Below are 26,018 nucleotides of genomic sequence, written 5' to 3' on the forward strand. Positions count from 1 at the left end.
TGGTTGTGGTCAGCGGGTCGTATGGGCTGCTATCCCATGCGATCCGCGCTTTCACTGCATTGCTGCAATGGTCACCCACGTAGCCCAACAAACGACAGCGTGGGTGACCACCCGAGAGTATCCAAGCGCAATAAATGTGTCTGTAGGGGATTTCTGATTTTTGAGGCTCGCGCGAAAGCGGTCTCTTCCCATGCGCCGCACGCATGATCGCTTTGGCGCACGCTCATGGCGAGAACGTAGCGAGTCTTCAGGCCGGATAACGGTCGCTTTGAATGAGACCGTAAAGCACGGTATCCGCAATCTCCCCGCCAATCATCCATCGCTCTCGCAGAAAGCCCTCGCGCATGAAGCCCAGGCGTTCAATCAGTCGGATAGAAGGCTGGTTTCGAGGATCGATATCTGCTTCGATGCGGCGCAATCCAACTCGCTTGAAACCTTGCTCGATCAGCGCATCAGCGGCTTCAATCATGTACCCGTTGCCCCAGTGCTTGCGGCTGAGGCAGTACCCGATCTCCGCGCGCCTGGACTGCGAGACGCCATTAAACAGCCCACAGTCGCCAAGTACCTCGCCGGTATCGCTCAATTCGATAACGCAAGTCACGCTGCTGCCGTCTCTCGAAGACTGCAATTTCTCAGCAATGCGAGCATGCGCCTGCCCGATATCCTGCATGGGTGGGAAGGAAAAGTAACGCACCGCTTCGGAATCGGACCATATTTTGAAAAAGGCTTGGGCATCTTCCATGCGAAGAGGACGAAGGCGCAGACGATGGGTATCGATCGTGATGGGTTCGAACATGCCCACTCCTGACTCGGTCATGCGGTAAGCCTGCGGCTTTGCCGGGGGACTCACCAAGGTTCGACCTATATGGCGGTCATTGTGAACCTGAAATCTTAAGCAAGAGATGAGATTCACGATAAAAGCGTATCAAAGCTTGAGTCATGTGCGATGGGACGGTAAGTACCATGCGGTGTTCATTCGGAAGCGGCGTAAGAAGCGAATGTTCAATTTATCGACTAGCGCATACTGATAATACGAACTGACGGAATCGTCTGGCGGCACGCGGCCGTTAAATGCGTTCCTGAAACCGAAGGGATTTCACGATCAGTGCGAAGGCGGCCGAGTGTTGGCGCCGGCTTGGGTAAAACAGACGGTATCCAGGGTAGGGTGGTGACCCGTTCTCCAACACCGCTTGAAGTGCGCCGCGCGCAATGTGCGGGCGTACTTCACCCTCTGGAACATAGGCGAAGCCAAGGGCCGCCAAAGCTGCGTCCATCATGAGGCTGAGATTGTTGAAGGTGAATTGTCCGTCGACACGTACGACTACATCGACGACGATAATCCCATGCGTGTTATCGATGTCTTCGTCGATGAATTAGACCTTGGCGGCCCGGGTTTTGACGATCAATACATCGATACGTGTTTATCAATTTGAAACCCACAAAATTTGCAGGGAAGTGTCCGGTCAGGATGCCGAAACAGGCTCGCCACGGAGTGATAGCGATTCTTGCATTGTGGGCACGGCGAGCGCAGAAAGGGTAATGCAAGGGGCACGAAAATGAGAGGTGCTGCTGCACGCATACCCCAGCGCACTGCATCAGGCAAACCATCCATACGCTCTGAAGTATACAGACAGCCAATGGCGGCGACGAAACCACCTACCGCCAGATTCCTTTTCTGCTTCATGCTTTCTATAGCGGCCCGCAACCGACGACGCTCCTGCGCCGGGTCCTTGGTCGTGTTGTCCATTCAATTTCCCCCGAGTCCTTACATCAGTTTGAGTGGGAGGACTTATACTCGTCAAGTATGAGCCCAAGTCGGCTGAGCGCGCTGCGCGCCTGTGCAAAGCCAAGCATCTGAGATAACTGCTTTGGGTGGGGTGCGGATATTGATGTCGAGCAGATGTCCATATCTATGACACTTATCCCGCAAAAGTGAAACCAGCGACGGTGATTGCAACTAGCAGAATCACCCAAGCTTCGCCGAGTTGCCAGAGCATGGCGAAGCTTGCTACCCCTGCAACGGGGTGTCGCCTATGAGAGATCGTGCGGTGGGTTAGCACGTACACATAAATGCCGAGTATGGCGACAATTCCTGTCACTACTACAGCGCTAATGGCCTGTACCAAATGAGCGACAAGAAGCCAAAGGATGACGCTGGCGAATGTAAGGAGGCGTCCGACAACTCCATAGTTCCAAAGTGTCCCACGAACCGAAGGAGGTGCATTCGCAGCAATCTCTGAACGTCGCGTCGTGATGATGTCGAGCTCATGTGCGTTCGCGCCGCGCTCGATCAATTCGAGGCGTAATGCCTCTTCTGCCCATTCGGTGCGGCCGTCGGTGGCCCACATCTCCTTGAGCAGATCAGTATCGATGCCTGACAACCGCTTTCGTGCGGCGACTACGATATCAGTGCTATCCGTCATTTTCTCCCCTTTGTCGCTTGATGCGTCCCATGATTCCATGAGATCACCATGTTCGTTCCGGGTCGAGGCTGTATGAAAACGCAAAGTTGAATTTTTTGCTGTATGTTTCTTGCTCAAAATGATCGGCGTGGATCCGATTCTGGCCAACTCGCGGCCAGTAAATCGATCAGATTTTGCTTAGGAGGCACGTCTTTGTTGATCGACCACGTTTTCATACGGCCTGGGTCAAAAGCAGACGCCTCAAATTAGCTTTCCCTGCGCGATTTTATAAAGTTAATCATTCATCTTTCGCCTTCTTGTCGAAGCCTCTCGCGATAAAGAAGGCGAGGAGAACTAAAGAGCCAGGAAAAAGCAGCAACACTTCTACCTCGTCCTGCCGCTTCCGTTCCGCCGCCGTGGCATAGCCGGTCCATCCGCCTCTCATCCTTTCCGGGATCACTCGATCGGGTGGCACCGGGTGGGAGGTCATGCGCGTGGTGTCAATGATTAACCATAGCCACGCAAGCACAAACGGAACGCACGCGATCCCAAGGATCAGAGATGCAACGCTCCATCGAGCGGGCGTGTTGTTTGTTCGCAAATCTGAGGAGTTACGCCGTGCATCACCCGACAATGCCCCGGGCGATGCATGCGAGGTCTTTATATACGCCTTGCCACAAGAGGGACATTCCCAATCGGGTGCCTGATCGGTCGGTTTTCTTTGATAGCCACAAGCCTGGCAAACGGTCTCCACGCTCATTCTCCCCTATGAGTCGATGCGACTGGCTGAGTAATCTTGCCATCATTCAAAAATGTCGGGCTCGGGGCGGAAGCGTACAGCACGTTGATGCGTTTGATTAAGTGAAGCTGATGCCATTATGGGCGGTTCTTAGCTAACCAGGCCTTCCTCGACGGACATCGTTCCATGGCGCGTTTGTAGCCTTCGCGCGCGCGGGTACGAGCCATATAAGACTGCTCTACCTCGCCGAGGACAACGCCTCCGCTTGTTTGAGCCAGTTCCAACGCGTAGGTCACCGAAATGTCGGCTGCGGTAAACGCATTGCCAGCGAGATAAGGCGTACGTGCAAGCTGCCGCGTGACCAGCGTGAGACGACTTTCAAAAACGCTTAGCGCTTGGCCGGCGCTCCAGTTCTGCCGTTCGGACTCTGGCGCAAAATGGCGTGCGCCAACGACAAAATAGATAGAGGCGGCGAGACCGGCTTCGCCGAGGTGGAGGAATTGTTGATAGGCGGGGAAGGCAGGATCGAGCGCATCGGGTGCAAGTGATGTCGGCCCATGGCGAGCTATCAGATATTCCATGATCGCAATGGACTCGACCATCGTGACCTCGCCATCCTGAATCGCCGGAATGAAACCGGCGGGATTGATAGCCAGGAACTCCGGATCTTTTTCGACGCCCGCCAAAAGATCCACCGGCCTTAGCCGGTACTCGAGCCCCATCTCCTCCAGCAGCCAGACGACCCTAAACCCTCTTCCTTCGCCAAAGACGGTTATCATGGTTTGTAGCCCTTCTTTGATTCGGTCTATCGACCCTATTTCGGAAAGACGAACGGTCACTTCGAAAATCGACATCACGGAAGAGATTTGTGGGCGTTCCCGTGATGGAGATTAACCCTGCTGGCCAACCGCAGATCGTCCCCCCTCTAGCTAAAGCACCACTCGGCCAAGACCGGCTGCTTGGTTTGCGACAGTCTCTGCGGCTTCCTTTTCACTCATGACCTTCTCCGGTCAGGTCAAGAGAGCGAATGTCCGCCATGGGCGCCGAAACCGGGCCTGGTCACGCCTCTTATAACCGATGTCAGTGTGATTTACCGGCCGCTTCCGCCAGCGGCGGCCCAATGAATTCGGCTTCAATTGTCACGTCAATCAAGTCGCCCACACCCATCGTTGTGCCCGGCGCAGGTACGCCAAATCCCATGCCGAAATCCGAGCGTTTGAAGGATCCATGCGCAGAAAATCCGATACGCGCATGCGGGTCCATGTCAGGTATTCCTGGATATCCACCGTTGTAAGTGGCGGTTAGCGTCAATGGGCGAGTGACACCGTGCAGATTCAAGTTACCCAAGATCTCAAACGACTTGTCTCCAGTCATTCGAATTTTTTCGGAGCGAAAAATGATCTTTGGAAATTTTGCCGTATCGAGCAGCTGAGGTCCCTTCACGATACCCGTACACATTTTCGGTGCTGCATCCATTTCCAGCGAAGCTGCTTGGATGATGGCCACGAGCTTGGATGCAGGTATGTTGCCCGGGTCAAACGTCAATGTCGCATCGAAATGGCTGAATCGCGTGGTGTAAGTCGAGAATCCCATATGGTTTACGCGAAGTAGAAGGCTCGCATGCGATTTATCGATGTGGTACTTGCCGGCGGGCGGCGCGGTCATAGAGGATGCTGCAAGTGACGCGGATGCATCCAAGGCGCTGGACGTAGCGCAGTACATACCAAGTAGGATGGCAACCGCGCTGACAGCAAACGACCGAAGAGCTGTTCGGGCTGTGTTGTTCATGACAAGTTATTCCCTATCAAAGTGAAGTATTCCGATTGGGGCTGCTCATGTGGACGGGTGTCGACGATGTTCGCAGCTTGTACTCCTTTCGGTCTTGTGCGGCGTGCGCCTTAACCGCGCACGCTTCCACTCATGCAACGAACGACGGATGGATAAATCGACACTAGCGTTGCCTATTGTGCAGGTCGCCGGCGCCTCCAATAATTCAGCATGGTCAGAGTGCCAGCAATGCCCGCTCGGCAACTGGCAACGCATTGCCAGCTCCGGATCAGCCCCCGCGCCGTGTTCAGGCCGGACCGGAATCTGCCGTGGACATGAGCCATGAGATCACCTTGCACCCGTTGACGATAGCGCGTGATGGGATGAGGTTGCCGTTGTCTACACCCGTTGTCGCAGGGCTGCGATAAAGAAGTCAGTTGCGTGACGCACGCGTGTTGGTATCAACCGACGTTTTGGCCAGACGAGGTTGATGTCTCTTGCGTCGCTTATAAAGTCGTCGAGAATCGTGATGACATCCGGATGATGGAGCTCTCCGGACAGCGAGGCTTTGGTGAACAGGCCGATGCCGACGCCGGCCAACACCGCTGCACGGATCGTCTCGACGCTATTGGACGAAAGATTGCCGCGGACGGGCACGTTGAATCGACCTTCCGGTCCGACAAATGGCCAATTTGCCGACCCCGTCATGCCGCCATATACCAGGCAATTGTGATCAATCAGCTCGGCGGGTGTCTTGGGTATGCCATGTTGCTCGAAGTACTGTCGAGACCCGACACATACGAGAGAGGTACTGGCTACGCGCTTGACGACCGCGTCAGGTTCGTTGACGGGGCCGACCCGAATCGTCAGATCGATCCGGTCTTCCACCATGTCTCGCGCAAAGTCTGAAAGCACCAGATCAAGCTGAAGACCGGGGTACTGCGATAGCAGCTCGGGTATAAGCGGAAGAATGTGGAGCCGGCCGAACGTAGAAGGGGCGGCGATCCGGATGAGACCGGAGACATCAAGCGTGCTGCTCGTCATGTCGCTGTCGGCTTCGTCCATTTCGTCAACCAGCGGCTTTGTTCGATCGTAGTAGCGCTGCCCCTGATCCGTCAGCGTCACGCTGCGCGTGCTTCGGTTGAACAGCGCTACGCCGAGACGTTTCTCCAGCGAGCCGATGGCCTTGCTGATGGCGGACTGTGATTCGCCGGTTCTCCGCGCGGCGGCGGAAAAACCGCCTGCTTCAACGACCGCGATGAAGGCATTCAATTCGTGAAACCGATCCATCGCATTCCTCCCGGCTTGTGCAAGGACGTGCGCGCTGCTTGACCTGGTTCATTCCAGGCCGTCCTTTGAGCCCATTCTCTCATCGAATAGGTCTTATGAAGAATGCCCTCATTATCATTTTCGTGGGTGGTAATTACGATCGTCGCCTCATTCACGACGATGCAGAAGGTTCTCATGTCCACTCTCGCAGGCAAGGTTGCCGTCATTAGCGGCGGCACGACCGGTATCGGCTTAGCGATCGCCCAGCGCTTTGTTGCTGAAGGCGCACACGTCTTTATCTTTGGCCGTCGGCAGGCACCGCTCGATGCTGCCGTCAAACTGATCGGGCGTAACGTCACGGCGATCCAGGCGGATGCCACCCATCTCGACGACCTTGATCGCGTCGCGGCAGCAGTAAAAAGCCAGCAGGGCGTCGTCGACATTGTTGTGTCGAACGCGGCCTTGGTGGAGCAGGCTTCGATCGACACCCTCACGCCAGAGCATTTCGACAAAACCTTCAACCTCAACGCGCGCAGCCCGGTTTTTCTGGTGCAGAAGTTGTTGCCGCTGATGACACGGGGTGGGTCGATCGTTCTGGTCTCGTCGGCCATGCACGTGATGGGTATTCCCGGCCATACCACCTACGCGGCCACCAAGGCGGCGCTGCGTTCCTATGCGCGCACCTGGGCGGCGGAATTCAAGGATCGCGGTATTCGTGTCAACACGCTCAGCCCTGGCGTCACCGACACTCCGATGCTGGATTCTCAGGTGACTACTCCCGAAGAGCGCGAGGGTCTGGTGAACATGTATCTGAGCATGATCCCGATCGGCCGGCTCGCTCAGGCGGAGGAGATGGCCAGCGCGGCGCTCTTTCTCGCGTCCGAGCAAAGTTCCTATATGACGGGTGCCGACCTGATGCACGACGGCGGCGTCGGCCAAGTCTGAGGCCTGCGGGCCGCCATCCTCTATTCACCGGAACATGCGGATGCCTGCGTCTGCGGAAGCAGCACGCTTGTTCCTGACAATCATTGAAGGAGTATTCCATGAGCTATGCCATCATCGGGCTTGGCAAGATCGGTACAGCCATTGCACATGCGTTTGCCAACGCAGGCATTGACGTTATCGTGACAGGGCGGAGACCGCTCGACGCGCTCGCTACGCAGATCGGTATATCGCTCATCCCTCGGCGCATGGAGGAAGCGGTCAACGCCGACGTCATCATTCTGGCCGTCCCTTTCGCGGCCCACCCGGATGTCGCGCGGGCTGCTGAAAGCTGGCGAGGAAAGATTGTGATCGACGCAACGAATGCGTTCGGCGTTCCTCCGGAAGAACTGGGCGGATTACCCTCGACTGCTGCCATCGCAAAGACGATGCCGGGCGCCACCTTGGTGAAGGCATTCAACCATTTGCCGGCGGCCACTCTGGCGCAAGGACCCAAGACGCCTCAGGGAGGTCGGCGGGTTGTCTTCGTCTCCAGTGATGACCAGGCAGCCAGTGCCTCCGTGTCGGCTCTGGTAGACCGGCTCGGCTTCGCGCCGGTCGAACTGGGAAAGATCGCCGAGGGTGGATTGCTGGTGCAAGCACGCGGGCACGTGTGGGGCCAGCTTATTTTCCAGGACTTGGCCAAGTTCGATTGAATGCGCTCAAGCAGGCACTCAATGGGAAATACCTGCGTCGCCATGCACAAACGGCATGTTGAAGCCGCGTATCAGCCAGGATCGGTCCAGGTCGATTCAATGTCGTCTTTCACAGCATCGTCAACCTCCGCCACGGACACGCCCGTAAGCTCATTGACACGCCCGTGTCGCATGCCATGGAAATGACCGCTGCGCCGGTAGGTAGCGGTCCAGGTGACGCGGTCGGCACTTATGCGTTCGTAGTCGCCTTCGTACGTAAATCCATTTTTTGTCTTGCCTGAAACGGTCGCCATGGCGGCTGCCTTTGATATAGGTGACAGCCCAGCATAGTCCTTTGCGAGCGCCAAAAACGGCAGTCGTGAGCGACCCAGGATTGGGGTGCGTGAAACGTGCTGGATCGAGCCAAGATCCAGATGTGAGGATGGCCTTCAAGAAGCGCGGCCATCGATCAAAAGTGCGATGCTTGTAACTTGCTTGAAATGCATTTCGCGAAATTACCTGCAGCTAACAAGTGTAGGCGCATGCTGCTCAGGCGCCGGGAAAGTAAACCTTCTCCTTGGCAGGCGTCTCAGCCGCGCGGTCCTATCCCCTAACGCCCACTGAGTAGTTCTCCGATATTTATTCGGGGCTGCGGCTTCGTCCGCTCAAAATCCGCCACGCGGATCATCACTCAAGGCGAACTCATGTCTACTCATGACAGCAATACCTCGCAAACTTCTTCCAAGAACATTGTCGACACGGCAGCGGCAAATGGTTCCTTCCGTACGTTGAGCAAGGCACTTGAAGCGGCCGATCTGGCCAGGGTTTTAAAGGGTTCCGGTCCTTACACGTTCTTTGCGCCGACGGATTCGGCGTTTGAAAAGCTTCCCAAGGGCATGCTGGAAAACTGGCTGAAGCCAGAGAACAAGGCGGAGCTGATCGCTGTATTGAAGTATCACGTGCTACCCGGCCGGGCGTCGGCTGTGGACGTCGCAAAATTGACCGAGCCAAAGATGATGCAAGGCCAAACAGCGGCCGTAAAGAAGGATGGCGAAGCACTCAGCATAGGCGGTGCCCACATCACTCAGCGGGATATCGCGTCGAGCAACGGCTTCATCCATGCCATCGACACGGTCATTATGCCAACCAAGCACTAAGCGACAGGCGGTCGCGGCGGGTGTAGTGCTCCCGCCGCATCGATGCCAACGCCGACGCCGATGAATTTTCCGCGCATCTAAGCTCGTGCCGTCGATGGGGAGACGGGTTTCTTATCCGATGAATGGGGTTGCTTTTGACCCGTGGTCATCAAGGATTGCTGTATGCCCGCTTACCTTCAGAACCATTTCACCTTTACCGATGAAGCGCTCCATTCACTGGGAGCAGAGCCGAACATTCAGATCGGCATGAGCCCTTATAGAGAGGGTTTTCCTGTGCCGAGCCAAGGTGATCTGGTACAAGTGTCGGTCAATGGAAAATCGCGGCAATTTGTGGTTGTCCTGCGGCAGTTCATTTACCAATCTGCGGAAGAGATGAGCATCCGATATGTACTGGATACGATTCGGTAAACCTATCGTTGCTGTCTTGAAGCGCCGCCGTCGCTGTTCTTGATCGCTTGCAGCAATTCAAGCATGCGGATGCGCTCTCCACGTCGTTTCAAGTCTTGCGCCATCAGCAGCACCTGTCTGCGGGGCGTAGGGAAGGGGTTTGCGATCGGCATTCGTATTTCGGATCGTTGGAACATGCCCGTGACGTAACCGCACCATGTGGCAATCCGTGATGCTGTACGAAGCGAGTAGCTGGTTGAAATAGTCATGGCAGCTCACTCAACCGCACGCCGGGGTTTTCGGACGGACGAACGATTCATCGCCTGTGCGATCAATGTGCGCCGTTGACTGTTAGTTGAGTGTAATGGCCCAAGGTCCGCTTCACGCGCAGACGTTTATCCACCCAGACTTCCTCTTCCTATTGCATCGGATGACCGGGGGCAGGAATGAAGCTTGGACTATTACCGAGTGTAGTTCCCATTCGCCCATGTGCTGTTGAATTGACGAATATCCCGGCGCCACTAAACCGACCGTCATCGGTATGAGCATCCCAAGCAGTGGCAACACTGTTGCATGGCGACGCAAAAAAAAGCGCATAAGCATCCCGGTATGGGCTCCTGGCGCGAGCGCTGCCAGCAGCCGAGCCAGCATCGCGGAATAGGGTTGGCATAGACGGCTATCTATCCCTATGTTCGACCTTGTCGTTGTCCGGGGTACAGCTTTACACGCTTTGCGTGGATGTCGGTGGCTGAGGGCCTATGGGCGCCGCTTCTATCTTGGGATACCTTGGAAGATGGTATGCACTTGGCTCCCGCTCGTTACGCGCTGGTCATTTTTAGCGTGGCCTTTGAAACTCGGGCTGTACTCGGGGCAAAGCCGGGCTCGCGCCCGATGCATCAATCGTCGGGAAAGTTGCAGGATGATGTCGATTTCCGAAAACCCCGTTCGTCGCTTCGATACCAGATGATGATTCTGGTTTAAACAAGGAGACAGGCCATGCGTGTGATGGTGTTGGTGAAGGCAACTGAGGATAGCGAGAAGGAGACGACTCCGCCGGAATGGATCGCCGGGATGTTGGATGCGATGGGTAAATTCAACGATGAGTTGCGCGATGCCGGTGTGCTGCTCATGGCCGAGGGCCTTGCGCCCACCTCGAAAGCCAAGCGTATTGCGTTCGATGGCCCTGCACGCGCCGTGATCGACGGGCCATTCACCGAGACTCGCGAACTGGTCGCTGGTTTCTGGATCTGGGACGTCAAGGATATGGATGAAGCCGTCGCCTGGGTGAAGCGCTGCCCCAATCCCATGCCGGGACCAAGCGAGATCGAGATTCGGCCGTTTGGCGTGATAGCGGATTTGCAATGAGGGTCGGGTAATCGCCGATTGACGGCGAGATCATTGTCAAACCACAATAGTTGTATGAATACAACTATTGTCGATCGTGGGCGACCGCAGGCCCATCCAAACCTTATTCTCGGTATTTGCTGCCTCAGCCTGTTGATGGTGGCGATGGACGCCACCATCGTCAACGTCGCGCTGCCTTCGATCCGGCACGATCTCGCCGCGTCGATATCCGGGCTGCAGTGGGTGATCGATGCGTACACCATGGTGGTGGCCAGCCTGCTGATGCTGGCTGGGTCGATGGCCGACCGCTTCGGGCGCCGTCGCGTGTTCCAGATGGGCATGGCGCTGTTTATGCTGGGCTCGTTGCTGTGCAGCGTTGCCCCAAATATCCATAGTCTGGTGGCGTTCCGCATCGTGCAGGCGCTGGGGGCGACGATGCTCAATCCTGTCGCCATGTCGATCATTGCCAACACGTTCCACGAACCCAAGGCACGCGCACGCGCCATTGGCGTCTGGGGAGCGGTGGCCGGTGTCGCGATGGCGTTGGGTCCGGTGATCGGTGGCGCGCTTACCGAGAGTATCGGCTGGCGTTCCATTTTCTGGGTGAACCTGCCGCTTGGTGCCGCGGCAATGCTGCTGGCCGCGCGCTACATTCCCGAATCCAGAGCAGCGCATCCGCGGCGCCTTGATCTGATCGGACAACTGTTGGTGTTCGGCATCCTGGCGATGGTGACTTATGCGGTGATCGAAGGCCACAATGCCGGGTGGGGCTCGACAACCATCATCGGTCTGTTCGCCGCTGCCGGCCTTGCGCTGGTCGCGCTGCTTGTCTACGAACCTCGGCGCCACGAACCGTTGATCGATGTGCGGTTCTTTCGCAGCGCGCCTTTCAGCAGCGCAACCTTGATCGCGGTATGCAGCTTCTCTGCGTTTTCCGGCTTCCTATTCCTCAATGCGTTGTACTTGCAGGAAGTGCGCGGCCTGTCAGCCTTCCATACGGGTTTGTGCACTTTGCCGCTTGCGTTGGCGACAATCCTTTGCTCGCCGTTGTCCGGGCGAATGATCGGCAGGTACGGTACACGTCCCTCGTTGCTGGCATCCGGTACTGCCACCGTCATCAGTGCGTTGATCATGACCCAGCTGACGACCACCACGCCGCTTCCCCTTTTGTTGTTGACGTATGCGATCTTTGGTATCGGCTTCGGCATGGTGAATGCGCCTATTACCCATACAGCCGTATCCGGCATGCCCAAAGCGCAGGCAGGTCTCGCCGCGGCGGTCGCTTCCACCAGTCGACAGATCGGTGCATCGCTCGGCGTCGCGCTGGCGGGCACCATCCTGGGTGCACGCGTACATAACGGTTTTGCCGCGGCCTCGCATTTGTTCTGGTGGCTGGTCGTAGGAGGCGGCATGGCCGTGCTGGGACTGGCGTGGATGTCCACCACGCGCTGGGCGCATGGCACCACCCGTCATGCGGCGCACCTGTTGGAGGAAGCACCTGCGGGAGCAACAGCGTGATGGGTCGCGCCGTCGATGACAGCGAAGCCGACCGAACCTGGCAGTTGCTGGTTGGCGTGGTGATGGATAACCGCGGTGAGTGGCGCCGGAAGGTCAGAGATGCCACTGGGCTGCCCTTCAGCCGTGTACGCATACTGTGGTGTTTGCTCGATGAGCCGAAGACCTTGAGGCAGTTGGCGGATACCACCGGCAGCGATGCACCGGCCACGACCGTGGCCGTGAATACTCTTGAAGATCGTGGCCTGGTCAAACGCCACCCCATTCCCGACAACCGGCGCACGAAACAAGTGTCACTCACAGCAAAGGGACGGCAACTTGTGGAACTGGCACGCCGTGCCGCGCGCGACGAAGCGCCACCCGCTTTCCAGCATCTTTCCAAGACTGACCTTGCGCACCTGCACCGCATTCTGGAACGCATCAAGAGTCGCGGGTGATAGGAAGCTGCTCCTGGTTCATGGCGTTGCACCACGTTAATCACGTTTCTTGTTCCACCCACTGGGCACGCCAAGCAGGAGCGGCGAACGGATCGGCGAAGTATTGTGTTTCATGCAACACCTTTCCGTCCTGGAACTCCATGATGCTCACGGTATAAGCGGTCTTGCCCTCGTAGGTAATCACATACTCGGTCACCCAGAGGTTGCCTTCTCCTACGATGCGCCGCACCTTGAAGCCTGATGGTTTGCCTGGGTGATGGCTACGAAGCGCTTGCAGGTTGTGACGGCCGTGAATGATCTCGCCTGACTGTGGGTATTCACACACGGCATGCTCGTGATAGATCTCATGCTCAGCGATTTGATCACCTGCAGCGGATGCAGCCCAATGTCGATCAATGGCTGCTTGTACGTTCTGCGCTTCCATCAGCGGCCTCCTTTTGAGTCCGCGTCCTTGCGGCACTCTTACGTGGCAGGGAGTCAGCGGCGTGCCATGCGCAGCCGCGTAGATAGATTGCGCTTAGCTAAGCGGGTATACCAGTGTGCGTCAGACAACTCCTGTCGCGCAGTACCCAGACGTCCCGTCAAGTGGAAACGCCAGGATATGCTTCAGGCGGCTCGAAAAATCGCTGTTTTACCGAAGGATTGCTTAGTGGTGGGTGGTTCCATCAACGGTGTTCAATCAGCACGATCTGCAGGCATGGCCGTTGCCGCGGTGAGTTACGGTTATAACTACGGCGTAGACATAAGTACGAGCACGCCGGATCTGCTTATTGGCTCCATCCTCGAACTCGTGTAACAAAGGCGTCGTTATGAAGTCCATCTTCTTCACGGGGAACGGCGAGCTGTCGGATATGGAGCGCGCAATCGTTCGTGATGCCGTCGCTAGCAAGACGGCTAAAATTTATAGGTCGATTACGATGCGGCCATCGATGTTGCCGGCTTTTAGGTCTGCGAACACCTGATTGATGTTGTTCAATGACGATTTGTGGATGTGTGCGTGCACTTTTCCTTCCGCAGCAAAGGCCAGCGCTTCGGCCAGGTCCTTGCGCGTGCCGACAATTGATCCGCGCAAGGTGATGCGCTTCAGTACCACGTCAAAGATTGGCGTCGCAAAGTTGCCGGGTGGCAGGCCTACAAGGCTTACCGTGCCCTTGCGCCGTGCCATGTGAATGGCTTGATTGAATGCGGGCGTCGATACGGCGGTTACCAGGACACCATGCGCGCCACCTGCCGTCTGCTTGATGACCTGTTCAACAGCGTCGGGCGCTTTGGCGTTGATCGCGATATCCGCACCAAGTTTGCGGGCCAAGTCGAGCTTTTCGGCAGTAACATCGAGCGCCGCAACATGTAAGCCCATCGCCTTGGCATATTGAATGGCGATATGTCCTAGCCCGCCGATACCGGAAATGGCTATCCACTCGCCAGGACGAGCTTCGGTCTCCTTGATGCCCTTGTAGGTGGTGATGCCTGCACAAAGTATCGGCGCAAGGGCAGCAAAATCCGGATTGTTCGGCAAGCGTGCGACATAGGCGGCCGACCCAATCGCGTATTCCGCGAACGTGCCATTCACGCTATAGCCGCTGTCATGTTGGGACTCGCACAGTGTCTCCCAGCCGCTGATGCAGTATTCGCAACCGCCACACGCGTCATGCAGCCATGCGATGCCTACCGGATCGCCTTCCTTGAGATTTGTCACGCCAGGACCGATGGCGGCTACATAGCCAGCGCCTTCATGGCCGGGAATAAACGAGGGTGTTGGCTTGACCGGCCAATCGCCGTCCGCCGCATGGAGATCGGTATGGCATACACCCGTGGAAACGATTTTGACGAGGACTTCACCTGGTCCCGGAACCGGAATAGGGACGTCATCAATCGTCAGCGGTTGCCCGAATGCATGTACGACGGCGGCACGCATGGTCTTTGCCATATCACAGGTCCTCGATTCAAGTGAGCAAAAGGTAGAGCAGGTGGCCGGTCGAATATTGATTTTGATCAATACGGAGCACTGCGTAGCGCCGCACGATGGTTCCTGCACTGCGACCCGGCAACGGGTGCTGGCGGGACCAGACAACGTGACAGGAGATGTGGCAATGACCAAACCGATTCAAATCTTCGAGCGCCATCCTTCGGCATTGCGCAAGCAATACGAAAACTTTATTGGCGGAAAATGGGTAGCTCCCGTAAAAGGGCGCTATTTCACCGATACGAGTCCGCTTGACCAGAGCGAACTCGCGCAGATTGCGCGCTCGAGTGCCGAGGACGTGGAACTTGCCCTCGATGCGGCTCACAAGGCGAAAGAGGGATGGCGTCGAACATCGCCGGCAGAACGCGCGCGAATCTTGAACAAAATCGCCGACAGGATCGAAGAAAATCTCCAGGTCCTAGCCAACGTTGAAACGGTCGATAACGGCAAGCCGATCCGCGAGACCTTGAATGCGGATGTCCCTCTAGCAGCCGACCACTTTCGCTATTTCGCTGGTTGCATTCGCGCCGAAGAAGGTTCGCTCGCAGAAATCGACAACGACACGGTGGCTTATCATTTCCGTGAGCCAATGGGCGTGGTCGGACAAATCATTCCCTGGAACTTTCCGCTGTTGATGGCAGCGTGGAAACTGGCGCCTGCACTCGTGGCTGGTAACTGCGTGGTGATCAAGCCGGCTTCGGATACGCCGCTGAGTCTTGCAGTGCTGATGGATATCATTGGTGATTTGTTGCCCCCGGGCGTCTTGAATGTGGTCTTTGGCCATGGTTCCGAAGTCGGTACGCCACTTGCACGCAGCCCGCGCATTGCAAAGATCTCGTTTACCGGAGAGACGACCACAGGGCGGCAGATCATGCAGTACGCCGCGGAAACAATCATCCCGCAAACGATGGAGCTGGGCGGTAAATCGCCGAATATTTTCTTCGCGGACGTTATGGACGAGGACGACGAGTTCCTCGACAAGGCACTGGAAGGTTTCGCGCTCTTTGCGTTCAACAAGGGTGAGGTTTGCACGTGCCCCTCGCGTGCGTTGGTGCATGAATCGATTTTCGACACGTTCATGGAAAAGGCCGTGGCGCGGGTCGCAAGGATCAAGGTCGGCAACCCGCTCGATCCGTCAATTCAGATGGGGCCGCAATGTTCGCATGGCCAGCTTGAGAAGATTCTCAATTACATCGACGTGGGTAAGCGAGAAGGTGCACATCTTGCGACAGGTGGCGAGCGTGCTTATCCGGGTGGCGATCTGGATAACGGCTTCTTCCTCAAGCCCACCGTCTTTGTTGGTCATAACAAGATGCGGATTTTCCAGGAGGAGATCTTCGGCCCGGTACTTTCCGTCACCAAGTTCAAGGATCTCAACGACGCGATCGAGATCGGTAACGACACGCTGTATGGCTTGGGTGCCGGCGTCTGGTCGCGCAACGCCAACAATCTCTATCGGGTCGGGCGTGAAATTCAGGCCGGCCGCGTATGGACGAACTGCTATCACATGTACCCGGCGCACGCTGCCTTTGGCGGCTACAAGCATTCTGGTTTTGGCCGCGAGACGCACAAAATGATTCTGGATCATTACCAGCAAACGAAGAACATGCTGGTGAGCTACAGCACAAAGGCCACCGGTTTGTTCTGACCCAGAGCGATGGGTCGGGAAGGGCATTGGTTTACTCGGCAATGCCCTTCTGAAAACTCACGATGCAGGAAGCTTCCGATGACGCCGCGCGTGATTGCAACAACGCAAGCCGCCGCACTTGTGCGCCACTTGAGTGACACCTTTGGCCCGCTGATCTTTCATCAGTCGGGAGGGTGCTGCGAAGGCACGGCACCGATGTGTTTCAGGCGGTGTGACTTCCACGTGGGTCCTGGCGACGTGTTTCTCGGCGCTATCGAGGGCCATCCGTTTTACATCGGATCGTCCACGTTCCAGTACTTCACGAATTCCCAATTGATTATCGATGTTACGTCGGGTGGCGGCGACAGCTTTTCGTTGGAAGCGCCGGACGGCGTCCGCTTCCTTACCCGGTCCAGGTTGTTCACGGATGACGAAGTCCAGGCATTGCGTTCGTCCGGGCCGCCATCGACCGGACCGGATGCATTCCAGGCCGTGTAACCGGCATCCACTCCTTGAATTGCGGAGACTCACCATGAAAGCGTTTGTTTACCTGGGGCCGGGAAAAAAGGCTCTTGAAGATCGTCCCATGCCGGACATCGTGTCACCTGGCGATGCCATCGTGAAAATCGTCAAGACAACCATATGCGGTACGGACTTGCACATCTTGAAGGGTGACGTACCCACCTGCACCCCAGGCCGCATCCTCGGCCATGAGGGTGTCGGCGTGGTCGAAAAAGTGGGTTCTGCGGTGGCAGCGTTTCATCCGGGTGACCGCGTCATCATTTCCTGCATTTCATCCTGCGGTAAATGTGATTACTGCCGTAAAGGTATGTATTCGCACTGCACCACGGGCGGCTGGATCTTGGGTAACAAGATCGATGGCACGCAGGCTGAATATGTTCGTATTCCCTACGCGGATACCAGTCTTTATCACATCCCCGCGGACGCCGATGAAGAAGCCCTGGTGATGCTGAGCGACATCCTGCCGACCGGGTTCGAGTGCGGCGTTCTCAATGGCAAGGTCGAGCCCGGATCCACGGTTGCCATTGTCGGCGCTGGACCGATTGGATTGGCTGCCTTGCTAACGGCGCAGTTTTATTCGCCCGCCGAAATCATCATGATCGATCTGGACGACAATCGTCTGGCCATGGCCAAGCGCTTTGGTGCAACCACGACGATTAACAGCCATGACGGCGAGACCGTGGATAAGGTCTTAAAAATGACCGGCGGTCGCGGTGTGGATACGGCAATCGAGGCTGTGGGCATTCCGGCCACCTTCGAACTGTGCGAGGGCCTGGTTGCACCGGGCGGCATCATCGCCAACATTGGCGTTCATGGCAGCAAGGCCGATCTGCATCTGGAAAGCTTGTGGGACCGGAACATCGCTATCACGACGCGATTGGTGGATACCGTGACCACACCCATGCTGCTGAAGACGGTCCAGTCGAAAAAAATCGACCCCACCCGACTGATCACGCACCGATTCAAACTCGACAAGATAAACGATGCCTACGACACCTTTGGTCATGCCGCAACGACCAACGCACTTAAAGTCATTATCGAGGCATAACCCGGCGCCGATCCCGTGACGATCAAGATTGCGGTGTTGAAAGAGACGCTCAAGGGCGAATGTCGTGTTGTGATCGTCCCGGATGTGTAAAGACAACGCGCCGATGAATGTTGCGAACACAGCGGTTCGCCCGACACCGGAGGACATCGGGCAGTACAACGAGTGTGTAAGTGGCGGGACGGGAAGGAGTGTCCACTGGATCACAAGCACCACAGACGTGGATCTCAACAGTGCGCTTTCATCGCTTCCGAGAGTCAATTTGGTAGATCCCAAGCACTGGCAGCCGGTGGACCCGGGCCGCTTCATCGCGAAAGGCCAGTCGGTGGGCGCAGCCGTAGACGCGGGTATTGCCAACGGCCTGATGACGCTGGGGGCAATCAGCTTCAATGAGGCGCATGACACTGCAATGCTCACGTTCTCATTCGTATGCGGCAGCCTCTGTGGTCACGGCGGTGTCGCGATGTTCAAGAAGACTTCCAAAGGATGGGTGCAGAGCAAGCAGCCCTGCGGCAGCTGGATATCGTGATCCGTGTGGCACGGAATGCTCGGAATGCATTGGAGACAGTTCAAACAAGCGCGAGTCTGAAACCAACTACCTTACGACAGAGAGTTACCACGGAATTCAGCGATGCAGACAGCGGCAAAACCGTCCGGTGAGGAATACGGTTCCCCATCGATGTGACGGAACAGTCATCGAAGAGGCGCGTCAAAGCGCATTGTTGTACCCAAAGAGCACCGAACCGTTTGTCACGGCGAACGATTGCCCTGCCGTGTATGTACTTGCGCTGCCTTACTGCACGATACGCGGTATTCCGTCATTTGGATGGCCTTCGCCGTGGCCTCCTCAAAACCCCCAAGACCCCGCGACTACGAGACGAACGCCGCGTCCTTTTGCGGTTACTTCGAACAGTGGCATGAACCTGAGCACTTCGGGTGCCTGGGCCTATGGTTGCGAGACTGGCTTGTGTACTTAGTACTCGTTTGTGTACAGTGTACGCATGACCAAGGAGCGCATACTCTCGGCCGCGAAAACTGTGCTCGAATCCGCAGGCTTCGAGGGGCTGACCATTCGTAGGGTCGCTCAGCGAGCGGATCTCTCACCGATGGCGCTGTACCGCCATTTCAAGAACAAGGATGAGTTGGTCAACGCCCTCATGCAGGACGGTATCTCCGCGTGGGAGGCGATCGTTCGCGGCATCCGCACCCAAGACCCGGTGAAGTGGCTGGAGGCACTCATGGAGGCCTATCTCGATTTCGCGCTCAAGCAGCCGCACAAGTTCGACGCGGCGTTCTTCTTGCCTGCGCCTGCGGCGCGCCAGTTCCCCGATGATTTCGCCGCGGGTCGCTCGCCGGCGATTGCGCTCGCGATGGCTCGCATCGATCAAGCGAAGGCCGAGGGTCGGTTCCGCGACGAGCCTACGCTCGGGATCGCCATGGCGCTCGCGGCCTACGGACAAGGATTCGTGTCGATGCATCGCGCCAGACGTTTCGCGAACGACAAACAGTTCAAGGCGTTATACCGCGCGGCGCAGCGCCAGTTCCTCGATTCCCTCAAACCTTCCGGGAAAAACGAATGATCACCCTGCTGGCTGCCGTGTTGAGCGGCATCATGTTTTATCTCGCACAAGGATACGACCACGTCTGGGCCCTGATCTGGCTCGCGCCCGTGCCGCTGTTGTGGCTCGCCTATGGCAATACGCGCACGTGGCAAGTGATCGGGGCGAGCGTCATCGCGCTCCTCGGCGGCGTCGGCTATATGTTGCAATCCCCCTACCTCCACCTCATACCACCGCTCGTCTTCACGTCGGTGCTGACGGTCGATATCGGGCTGTTTTGCGTCGCGGTATGGTTTGCGCGCTTCGTGCAGCACCGGGCATCACCGTTCCTCACGCTGCTTGCGTTTCCGGCTTGTTGGACAGCCTTCGAGTTCCTGATTGAACTGCAGTCCCCGAACGGCACCTACGGATCGCTCGCCTACAGCACGATGTCAGCGCCCGTCCTGATCCAGAGCGCATCGCTCTTCGGGATGTACGCCGTTACGTTCCTGATCTGCCTCTTTGCGAATACCCTCGCCATGGCGCTACGGCTCAAACGAGGCAGGGCCGCAGTCGGCCTCGGGCTGGCGATCTGTGCGGCCAATGTGGTGTTCGGTGTCGTGCGGCTCGCGCGCCCGCAGCCCGACGTGCTGCGCGTGGCGGGAATCGTCGATGAGACGGCCGTAGCGGATTCCTGGCGGGCGAAGACCGTGTCCGCCGATCTCGCAGTGACCGAAACCTATGCGCGCGAGATCCGTGCAGCCGCCCGGGAAGGCGCCAGGTTCGTGGTTACATCGGAAGGCGGCATGGCATCGACGCCTGCCGGACAGAGCACGATCGTTGCGCCGCTCGTTGCCGCCGCCAGGGATACGGGTGTGCAGATCATTGCCGGTTTCCACTCCGAGACGTCGGCCGCCGACTTCGCGCTTGCGATCACGCCCGATGGCAGGATTCAGCGCTATGACAAGCGCCATCCGGTGCCGGGCCTTGAGGACGATCTCACGCCGGGTCATGTCTCGGGCTGGTTAGGCAATGGCCGCGCCGAGGAGATTTGCAAGGACATGGATTTCCCCGACACCATTCGTTCCGATGCTGCCAAGGGCGTCCGCCTGATGGGCGTGCCCGCGGGCGACATGGGTATCGATGGCTGGCAGCACGGCATCATGTCCGTGATGCGTGGCGTCGAAGGCGGATTTTCGATCGTGCGGGCTGCTCATGACGGCTTGGTGTTCGCCAGCGACGCGCAAGGGCGTCTGGTCGCCCTCAAGAAGGATGCGCCTACGGGCCTGACTATGATCGTCGCTGACCTGCCGCTGGGACCCGGGCCAACGCTCTATACGCGGATCGGCAACGCCTTCCCGTGGCTCTGCGGGATCTTCGCTCTCGCGCTTGGCGCAGGGTTGGAGGCGACTGCGAAGCGCCGCTCTGTTGCCGAGCGTTGAAAATTGACCAGAAAGGCGCGGCCTGCGCACTGACGATTGACCAGGAAATTCCAACTTGGTCTGCGGGATTTATGGCCCAGCAAGTACTCGCAGGGTGGTCGGTATTCGACGTGTAGAGGTGGTCGGTTTTCAGCGAGCGCGAACACATGGGCGTGGCACCAAGGTGTGTGCGCTTTTGGAAAGCAAAGTGTGCGCAGTTAAGAGTCCTTATGTACGAAATTGATGTTCAAGCTGATCGGAATCCGCATCAGCACTGGCAGCTTATTTGTCGCCAAATCTCTGGGTTAACTGAGCCGGCTGACGCCAATGTATGTACATGCCTACTGACACCAATGTTTGTACAGGCGGCACATACATTGGTGTCATGCCCACACACATCATTGCCGTAACCCATGACTTCCCACCCATGACCTAGTGTGAACTCCACACTACTATGCTCTCCGACATAAGCAGAAGAGCAGGGCAGTCGTGGACGATAGCGCGGCCCAACTCAAGAAGTTTCAGAAGGAGCTGTCTACCGGCACGGTTTCGCTGGTGTTGCTGGCGGTGCTGGGGCAGTCGCGGCAGGCGTTGTATGGCTATCAGATCGCCAGGCGCTTGGAGGAACTCGGGGAGGAGGGTGTGCTTGCGGGGAAGCAGAGCGCGCTTTATCCGGTGCTGCGCAACTTGGAGGCGAATGGCCTGCTGGCCAGTGAAGTGGAGCCTTCGGTGAGCGGGCCGCCGCGGCGGTATTACCGCATTACCAAATTCGGACGTGATGTGCTGCGTGAATGGATCGTGGCGTGGGAGGCCACGCGCGATTCGGTCGACAGGGTGCTGCAAGGAGAATTGCGATGAGTACGGGTACACCGGGAGCGCCGCGAACCATTGCGGCATATCTGGAGCAGTTGCGAGCGGCGTTGCGTGGTGCGGACCCCGCATTGATCCAGGATGCGCTGTATGACGCTGAGGAGCATCTGCGCGCCGAACTGGCGGAGCAGCCGGGCCGCAACGAAGCCGACATGCTGGCCAAGGTGGTCGGCAGTTATGGTGCGCCGGAGGAAGTGGCGGAGCTCTATCGCGATCAGGAGATCAAGATCCAGCGCGCACTGCGCCCGCCGCAGCCACCGAAGCAACGGTCCGTAGGCGGTCAGTTCTTTGGTGTGGTGGCGGATCCACGCACGTATGGCGCGCTGTTTTACATGGTGCTGGCACTTGCGACGGGTATTTTCTATTTCACGTGGGCAGTTACCGGCATCTCTTTATCGTTTGGCCTGTCGGTGCTGATCATCGGCATCCCCTTCATCGTTTTGTTCTTTGGTTCGGTGCGGATACTTTCCTTGGTGGAAGGGCGCATCGTGGAAACCATGCTGGGTGTACGCATGCCCAGGCGTCCGCCTTTCTCCACGCGCGGCATGTCGTTATGGAAACGCATCGGCGCGCTATTCAGCGATCCTCGCACCTGGGGAACGCTGGTCTACATGGTTCTGATGTTGCCCCTTGGCATCATCTATTTCACGGTGACGGTGACGCTGCTGTGCACATCCCTTGCGCTTGCCGCTGCACCGATCGTGAAGGCGGTTTTTGATGCTATCGGGATGGACAGCTATTCCTCTTGCGATGGCCCTGCGTGGGTTTGCAATGGGGTGCATTGGTGGTCGAGCTGGCCTGGCGCGATTTTGACGTCGATCTTTGGCATTGCCATGGTGTTCGCCATATTGCATGTGATTCGCGCGATGGGATATCTGCATGGTCAGCTTGCCAAGCATTTGCTGGTGCTTGGGACAGGAAGGGAGTGAACGGGCATGGCTGCGGCGGAAGGCCATGATGTGCTTGCCGCCCTGGCTGGCGAGTGGGTGGGCGAGGAAACCATTGCCACCACCCGTTGGGGACAAGGCGGTGCGGCCGTCGGATGCCTAAGCGCTCGCTTCGATCTGGATGGCAAAGTGCTGTTGCAGGATTACTGTGGGCAGCGCGACGGTAAATCTGCTTTAAAGGCCCACGCGATTTTCGTAGCGGGCGCGGAGCCGGGCGAGTATGCGCTGTACTGGTTCGACAGCTACGGCTTTACCCCTGCGCACCCGGCCATGGGTCATTGGGATGGCAAGCGGCTGGTCTTTCTGCGCAGTTCGCAACGTGGGCAGACGCGGCACATTTACGAATGGCCGGTCGAGGGTATTTATCGCCTTACCTTGGAAAGCTCGTTCGATGGTGGCGTGAGCTGGGAGCAGGTCATGCAAGGGGAATATCGGCGGCTGGGTGAGATAGGCGCTATCTAACTGGATTGACCTGCTTCGTTGTTGGCGTGGTCCAGCGCATCGGCTTTTATCGCCTTTCACGCTGCCCCATCCATGGCGATGCTTCGCGTGTGTACCGGAGCGAAGGATGATTTTTTGAACATCCCTAAACCAGATGCAAATCACGTGGCTTTGCTTGCGGGAAAACCGTTTGCAGTTGGTCGCGGCGCAAGCCCCAGATTCGCGCAAACAGGCCGCTATACATATCGCGGTAGTTGTTGAGCACGCGATAGTCGCGGTTTTGCAGCAGGTTCTGTTGCGTCACTGCGATCTGTTCACCGGCGATGCGGCCACCGTCGACACTGCCGCCCAGCACCCAATGCACCGTGCCGTGTCCGTGATCGGTGCCATGGTCGCCGTTTTCGCGGAAGGTGCGTCCGAATTCGGATACCACTACCACCGTGGTATGTCGCCATTCATTGCCGAGTGCGTCGGCATAGGCCGCCAATCCTTCACCGAGATTGTGCAGATTATTGGCCAGGCCACCGTTGACGTTGCCTTGGTTGACGTGCGTATCCCAGCCACCGACATCGACAAAGCCGAGCCGGTATTGATCGCGCATCAAGGTGGCTATGCGGCGGGTTTCCTGTGCGAAACCCGAGGCGCTGGGCGCACCGCGGCTGGCTGCAATCATTTCGTTCTGCAGATCCATCGACACCGTGTTGCGCAGGCTCAGTCCATCGGCGGCAGCGGATGCCAGCGGCGTGTTCTTGTACATGCTGGCGAGAATGGCCGATTGGCGTTCGTTGAAATGCGGCTTGGTGTCGCCTCGGAGCGAGATGTTGGGAATGTCCTTGTGCGCGCCCTGGAAACTCAGCGGCAAACTGTTGGTGAACGCGATCGCCGGCACGCCGGTGAGCACGCTGGACAAGCGTGCGAGGAAGCCGGAGCGGTAATGGCCGGTTGCGTTCAACGGTTCGCCGCGTTCGATGTTGTCCTGGGTTTCGAAATGGCTGCGCGAGAGGTCATCCGTTCCGGCGAAGGGAATGAAGGCGATCTGCTTTTTCTGCCATAGCGGATAGATCGAATCGCGCAACACAGGGTTCAGTGCCCAATTCGCATCCAATGCAATGGCCGTGTGCGGATCGTCTGCGCTGGGCTTGGCGATGGCGATGGTCGGCCGCGATTCGTAATAGAAGTCGCTGCTGTACGGCACCAGGAAACTGTTGCAGTCATAGCCGCCGCGCAGAAAGACGAACAGAAAGCGTGGCGAGTTCGCCGGTGCCGCAAAAAGGCGTCCCGAGAATGAGAGGGCGGGGAGCGTGGCGGCGGCAAGCAGGAATTCGCGACGGTTCATTAGTAGCCTCCGTGGTATCGCTACTCAGCGGTAATTGAAATCAGGCGAAGACAGCAGGAACGTGTTCCACTCGACGGGGGACGTGGCTTTGGCGAGCGCTTCGCGCGTGGCGCTGGACAAATGCGGCTCGATGGTTTGCTGGAAGAGCGAGGAGTTCAACATCGGCGGTCCAACCCACATCACGCTGCCGTCGCTGTCCGCGAACAAACGATTGCGTCCACTGCCGATCGCACGCGCGACGTCGAAACGTTTGGCCATCTGGCCGGAACTCGACCAGCTGGCGCTGTCGGTGGCCCAGCCGTCTGGAGTGATGTGCCCATAGACCGGCTCCGCCATTTGATTCAGCCAGTTCACCAGCGGATCGGCATCGGTGATCGCCTTGCCGTCATAGCTCAGGCGTATCGCCGATACCAGAAACTGGGTGGGGTCTTTGAACTTTTTCCCATCGCCCGTGGTGATGTACTTCGACAGGAACATGGTGCGGAGCACGGCTGCTATGTCGCCATCGGTGCGTTTGAAGGTTCGCGCCATGGCGTCTACCAGCGCGGGTGGCGGATTGTCGGCGACAAAGTACTGAGCGATCTCGTGTGAAATGAATTGCGCGCACGCTGGCTGCTGCACGATCAGGTCCACCGCCTGTTCGATTTCTCCAAAGCCGCTGCCCTGGATGGTGTGACCCAAAAACGTCTTGTCGGAAAAATCGTGTCGCGCAGGGAGAAAGACGAACAAGCCACGGCGCACCACGCCTGGGCGCGGATTGAGAAAGCGGCTGTCGATGCCGTTCACAAGGTTGCGGTCGCGTGGCGGGATGATCCCCGCGCCGGTGAGTATCAGAGCCAACTGCTGCACATCTTGCTGGGTGTAGCCGGCATGGACGCCGAGCGTGTGCAGTTCCATCAGTTCGCGCGCGTAGTTTTCGTTAGTCTTGCCGCGCACATTGTGGGCATTATCCAAATAGAGCTGCATGGCGGGGCTTTCCAGCGTGGCCATGACCAAGTCCTTGAACTTGCCGAGCGCGTGCGGGCGAATCACGTTTTCCTCGTAATCCGTGGCGAACACGCCGACGCCGCCTTTGGCGGCGTAGATGCTGAAGTGATTGAGCCAGAACCAGACCATTTGCTCTTTCAACTGATTGTCGCCATAGATGGCGCGTAACAATTCCACTTCCGCGCTTTGGCGATACAGCGCACGCCGATACATCTGGAAGTTCTTCTTCGCCATTTCCTTGGCCGAAGCATCATCGGCACTCACTTCTTTGATCTTGCGCTGCCTGTCGCGGTATTCGGCAATGAGTGTGGTGGGCGCTGTGTTGTAAACCGCATAGCTATGAATCAGTGCGGCGACGGCAGGCGGCAGCGGGTCTTCGCCACCGGCCAGTTGCTGGTCGAGGAAACGGGTTCGCCCCAGTTCGCGATAGCGTTCGATCGTCGCGCTATCCAGGCCGAACGTATCGCGTCGAAGCCACGCGATGTCGTCGGGACTCAGTGCCCGATTTCCTGCCGCCTTGGCGGTGGGCAGGCCCATTAATGCCAAGGCTGCAGTGAGCAAAAGCCCGCACAGCACCCGACATAAGCGATCTGTTCGTGCGGCGATATCGGCGGGCATGGTTTGTCCCCTGTTTGTTTCTAAGGCTTTCAACGTGCGGTGGCCTGTCGGGCTGACGCAACGATCGCAA

General features: G+C 57.6%; 29 protein-coding genes. 16 read left to right on the plus strand and 13 right to left on the minus strand.

The genetic code is table 11. The annotated features are described in order from the left end of the window. Positions 1-247: 247 nt before the first annotated feature. The 8 genes from AC4HNJ_RS01345 to AC4HNJ_RS01380 form a co-directional block, all read right to left on the minus strand. On the minus strand, positions 248-796 hold the full coding sequence (locus AC4HNJ_RS01345) for a GNAT family N-acetyltransferase (protein ID WP_490477727.1): 549 nt from the start codon (positions 794-796) through the stop codon (positions 248-250). A 271-nt stretch (positions 797-1,067) separates the two neighbouring features. Next, complete coding sequence (locus AC4HNJ_RS01350) at positions 1,068-1,358, minus strand: LysR substrate-binding domain-containing protein (RefSeq protein ID WP_490478078.1); 291 nt, start codon at positions 1,356-1,358, stop codon at positions 1,068-1,070. A gap of 44 nt (positions 1,359-1,402) precedes the next feature. Then, positions 1,403-1,747 (minus strand): hypothetical protein, encoded by a 345-nt coding sequence (locus AC4HNJ_RS01355; protein ID WP_490478093.1) that lies wholly within the window; start codon positions 1,745-1,747, stop codon positions 1,403-1,405. A gap of 172 nt (positions 1,748-1,919) precedes the next feature. Further along, the gene (locus AC4HNJ_RS01360; protein ID WP_490477728.1) at positions 1,920-2,540 is read right to left on the minus strand and encodes a hypothetical protein; all 621 of its coding nucleotides are present in this window, start codon (positions 2,538-2,540) and stop codon (positions 1,920-1,922) included. Positions 2,541-2,700: 160 nt separating this feature from the next. Beyond that, entirely contained in the window at positions 2,701-2,892 is a 192-nt protein-coding gene (locus AC4HNJ_RS01365; protein ID WP_490477729.1) for a hypothetical protein, read from the minus strand. 386 nt (positions 2,893-3,278) lie between these two features. Beyond that, positions 3,279-3,995 carry a glutathione S-transferase family protein gene (locus tag AC4HNJ_RS01370; RefSeq protein WP_490478079.1) on the minus strand — a complete coding sequence of 239 codons (717 nt, stop codon included), beginning with the start codon at positions 3,993-3,995 and terminating at the stop codon, positions 3,279-3,281. Positions 3,996-4,221: 226 nt separating this feature from the next. Further along, the gene (locus AC4HNJ_RS01375; protein ID WP_490477730.1) at positions 4,222-4,929 is read right to left on the minus strand and encodes a YceI family protein; all 708 of its coding nucleotides are present in this window, start codon (positions 4,927-4,929) and stop codon (positions 4,222-4,224) included. Positions 4,930-5,307: 378 nt separating this feature from the next. Continuing rightward, positions 5,308-6,180 carry a LysR family transcriptional regulator gene (locus AC4HNJ_RS01380; protein WP_490477731.1) on the minus strand — a complete coding sequence of 291 codons (873 nt, stop codon included), beginning with the start codon at positions 6,178-6,180 and terminating at the stop codon, positions 5,308-5,310. A gap of 192 nt (positions 6,181-6,372) precedes the next feature. Between AC4HNJ_RS01380 and AC4HNJ_RS01385 the strand changes: the two genes are divergently transcribed. Further along, the gene (locus AC4HNJ_RS01385) at positions 6,373-7,122 is read left to right on the plus strand and encodes an SDR family NAD(P)-dependent oxidoreductase (RefSeq protein ID WP_490477732.1); all 750 of its coding nucleotides are present in this window, start codon (positions 6,373-6,375) and stop codon (positions 7,120-7,122) included. Between the two features lie 83 nt (positions 7,123-7,205). Next, positions 7,206-7,814 (plus strand): NADPH-dependent F420 reductase, encoded by a 609-nt coding sequence (locus AC4HNJ_RS01390; RefSeq protein ID WP_490477733.1) that lies wholly within the window; start codon positions 7,206-7,208, stop codon positions 7,812-7,814. 71 nt (positions 7,815-7,885) lie between these two features. On the opposite strand, the gene AC4HNJ_RS01395 is transcribed toward AC4HNJ_RS01390, so the two are convergent. Then, positions 7,886-8,107 (minus strand): TonB-dependent receptor, encoded by a 222-nt coding sequence (locus AC4HNJ_RS01395; protein WP_490477734.1) that lies wholly within the window; start codon positions 8,105-8,107, stop codon positions 7,886-7,888. Between the two features lie 390 nt (positions 8,108-8,497). On the opposite strand from AC4HNJ_RS01395, the gene AC4HNJ_RS01400 reads away from it, so the two are divergent. The 5 genes from AC4HNJ_RS01400 (at position 8,498) to AC4HNJ_RS01420 (ending at position 12,633) form a co-directional block, all read left to right on the plus strand. Beyond that, positions 8,498-8,950, plus strand: coding sequence for a fasciclin domain-containing protein (locus AC4HNJ_RS01400; RefSeq protein ID WP_490477735.1), 453 nt, complete (start codon positions 8,498-8,500; stop codon positions 8,948-8,950). A 162-nt stretch (positions 8,951-9,112) separates the two neighbouring features. After that, entirely contained in the window at positions 9,113-9,358 is a 246-nt protein-coding gene (locus tag AC4HNJ_RS01405; RefSeq protein ID WP_490477736.1) for a hypothetical protein, read from the plus strand. Between the two features lie 975 nt (positions 9,359-10,333). Then, positions 10,334-10,702, plus strand: coding sequence for a YciI family protein (locus AC4HNJ_RS01410; protein ID WP_490477737.1), 369 nt, complete (start codon positions 10,334-10,336; stop codon positions 10,700-10,702). Between the two features lie 54 nt (positions 10,703-10,756). Then, the gene (locus AC4HNJ_RS01415) at positions 10,757-12,199 is read left to right on the plus strand and encodes an MFS transporter (protein WP_490477738.1); all 1,443 of its coding nucleotides are present in this window, start codon (positions 10,757-10,759) and stop codon (positions 12,197-12,199) included. Next, a complete protein-coding gene (locus AC4HNJ_RS01420) occupies positions 12,199-12,633 on the plus strand; it encodes a MarR family winged helix-turn-helix transcriptional regulator (protein ID WP_490478080.1) in 435 nt (144 codons plus the stop codon). Before AC4HNJ_RS01415 ends, AC4HNJ_RS01420 begins: the two co-directional genes overlap by 1 nt. Positions 12,634-12,673: 40 nt before the next feature. On the opposite strand, the gene AC4HNJ_RS01425 is transcribed toward AC4HNJ_RS01420, so the two are convergent. Beyond that, on the minus strand, positions 12,674-13,057 hold the full coding sequence (locus AC4HNJ_RS01425) for a nuclear transport factor 2 family protein (protein WP_490477739.1): 384 nt from the start codon (positions 13,055-13,057) through the stop codon (positions 12,674-12,676). Positions 13,058-13,534: 477 nt separating this feature from the next. Next, entirely contained in the window at positions 13,535-14,560 is a 1,026-nt protein-coding gene (gene adhP, locus AC4HNJ_RS01430; RefSeq protein ID WP_490477740.1) for an alcohol dehydrogenase AdhP, read from the minus strand. A gap of 163 nt (positions 14,561-14,723) precedes the next feature. Here adhP and AC4HNJ_RS01435 point away from each other — a divergent pair, with 163 nt between their 5' ends. The 9 genes from AC4HNJ_RS01435 to AC4HNJ_RS01475 all read left to right on the plus strand — a co-directional run bounded on the left by AC4HNJ_RS01435 (position 14,724) and on the right by AC4HNJ_RS01475 (position 23,028). Further along, positions 14,724-16,244 (plus strand): aldehyde dehydrogenase family protein, encoded by a 1,521-nt coding sequence (locus AC4HNJ_RS01435; protein WP_490478081.1) that lies wholly within the window; start codon positions 14,724-14,726, stop codon positions 16,242-16,244. A 78-nt stretch (positions 16,245-16,322) separates the two neighbouring features. Then, positions 16,323-16,721 carry a DUF779 domain-containing protein gene (locus tag AC4HNJ_RS01440; RefSeq protein ID WP_490477741.1) on the plus strand — a complete coding sequence of 133 codons (399 nt, stop codon included), beginning with the start codon at positions 16,323-16,325 and terminating at the stop codon, positions 16,719-16,721. 88 nt (positions 16,722-16,809) lie between these two features. Next, positions 16,810-17,793: a zinc-dependent alcohol dehydrogenase family protein gene (locus AC4HNJ_RS01445; protein ID WP_490478082.1), complete on the plus strand. Its 984-nt coding sequence runs from the start codon at positions 16,810-16,812 to the stop codon at positions 17,791-17,793. A 103-nt stretch (positions 17,794-17,896) separates the two neighbouring features. After that, the gene (locus tag AC4HNJ_RS01450; RefSeq protein ID WP_490477742.1) at positions 17,897-18,319 is read left to right on the plus strand and encodes a hypothetical protein; all 423 of its coding nucleotides are present in this window, start codon (positions 17,897-17,899) and stop codon (positions 18,317-18,319) included. A 472-nt stretch (positions 18,320-18,791) separates the two neighbouring features. Further along, a complete protein-coding gene (locus AC4HNJ_RS01455; protein ID WP_490477743.1) occupies positions 18,792-19,370 on the plus strand; it encodes a TetR/AcrR family transcriptional regulator in 579 nt (192 codons plus the stop codon). Beyond that, positions 19,367-20,770: a nitrilase-related carbon-nitrogen hydrolase gene (locus AC4HNJ_RS01460; protein ID WP_490477744.1), complete on the plus strand. Its 1,404-nt coding sequence runs from the start codon at positions 19,367-19,369 to the stop codon at positions 20,768-20,770. The genes AC4HNJ_RS01455 and AC4HNJ_RS01460 overlap by 4 nt, the downstream gene beginning before the upstream one ends. A 468-nt stretch (positions 20,771-21,238) precedes the next feature. After that, positions 21,239-21,607 carry a PadR family transcriptional regulator gene (locus AC4HNJ_RS01465; protein WP_490477745.1) on the plus strand — a complete coding sequence of 123 codons (369 nt, stop codon included), beginning with the start codon at positions 21,239-21,241 and terminating at the stop codon, positions 21,605-21,607. Beyond that, complete coding sequence (locus AC4HNJ_RS01470) at positions 21,604-22,548, plus strand: sensor domain-containing protein (protein WP_490477746.1); 945 nt, start codon at positions 21,604-21,606, stop codon at positions 22,546-22,548. Before AC4HNJ_RS01465 ends, AC4HNJ_RS01470 begins: the two co-directional genes overlap by 4 nt. A 6-nt stretch (positions 22,549-22,554) precedes the next feature. Next, on the plus strand, positions 22,555-23,028 hold the full coding sequence (locus AC4HNJ_RS01475) for a DUF1579 family protein (protein WP_490477747.1): 474 nt from the start codon (positions 22,555-22,557) through the stop codon (positions 23,026-23,028). A 124-nt stretch (positions 23,029-23,152) separates the two neighbouring features. Here AC4HNJ_RS01475 and AC4HNJ_RS01480 read toward each other — a convergent pair whose 3' ends face one another. Together AC4HNJ_RS01480 and AC4HNJ_RS01485 are read right to left on the minus strand one after the other, a co-directional pair. Beyond that, the gene (locus AC4HNJ_RS01480) at positions 23,153-24,343 is read right to left on the minus strand and encodes a DUF1501 domain-containing protein (protein ID WP_490477748.1); all 1,191 of its coding nucleotides are present in this window, start codon (positions 24,341-24,343) and stop codon (positions 23,153-23,155) included. A gap of 24 nt (positions 24,344-24,367) precedes the next feature. Then, the gene (locus tag AC4HNJ_RS01485) at positions 24,368-25,948 is read right to left on the minus strand and encodes a DUF1800 domain-containing protein (protein ID WP_490477749.1); all 1,581 of its coding nucleotides are present in this window, start codon (positions 25,946-25,948) and stop codon (positions 24,368-24,370) included. Positions 25,949-26,018: the final 70 nt, after the last annotated feature.

Source organism: Dyella sp. SYSU CM1112 (assembly GCF_058216415.1).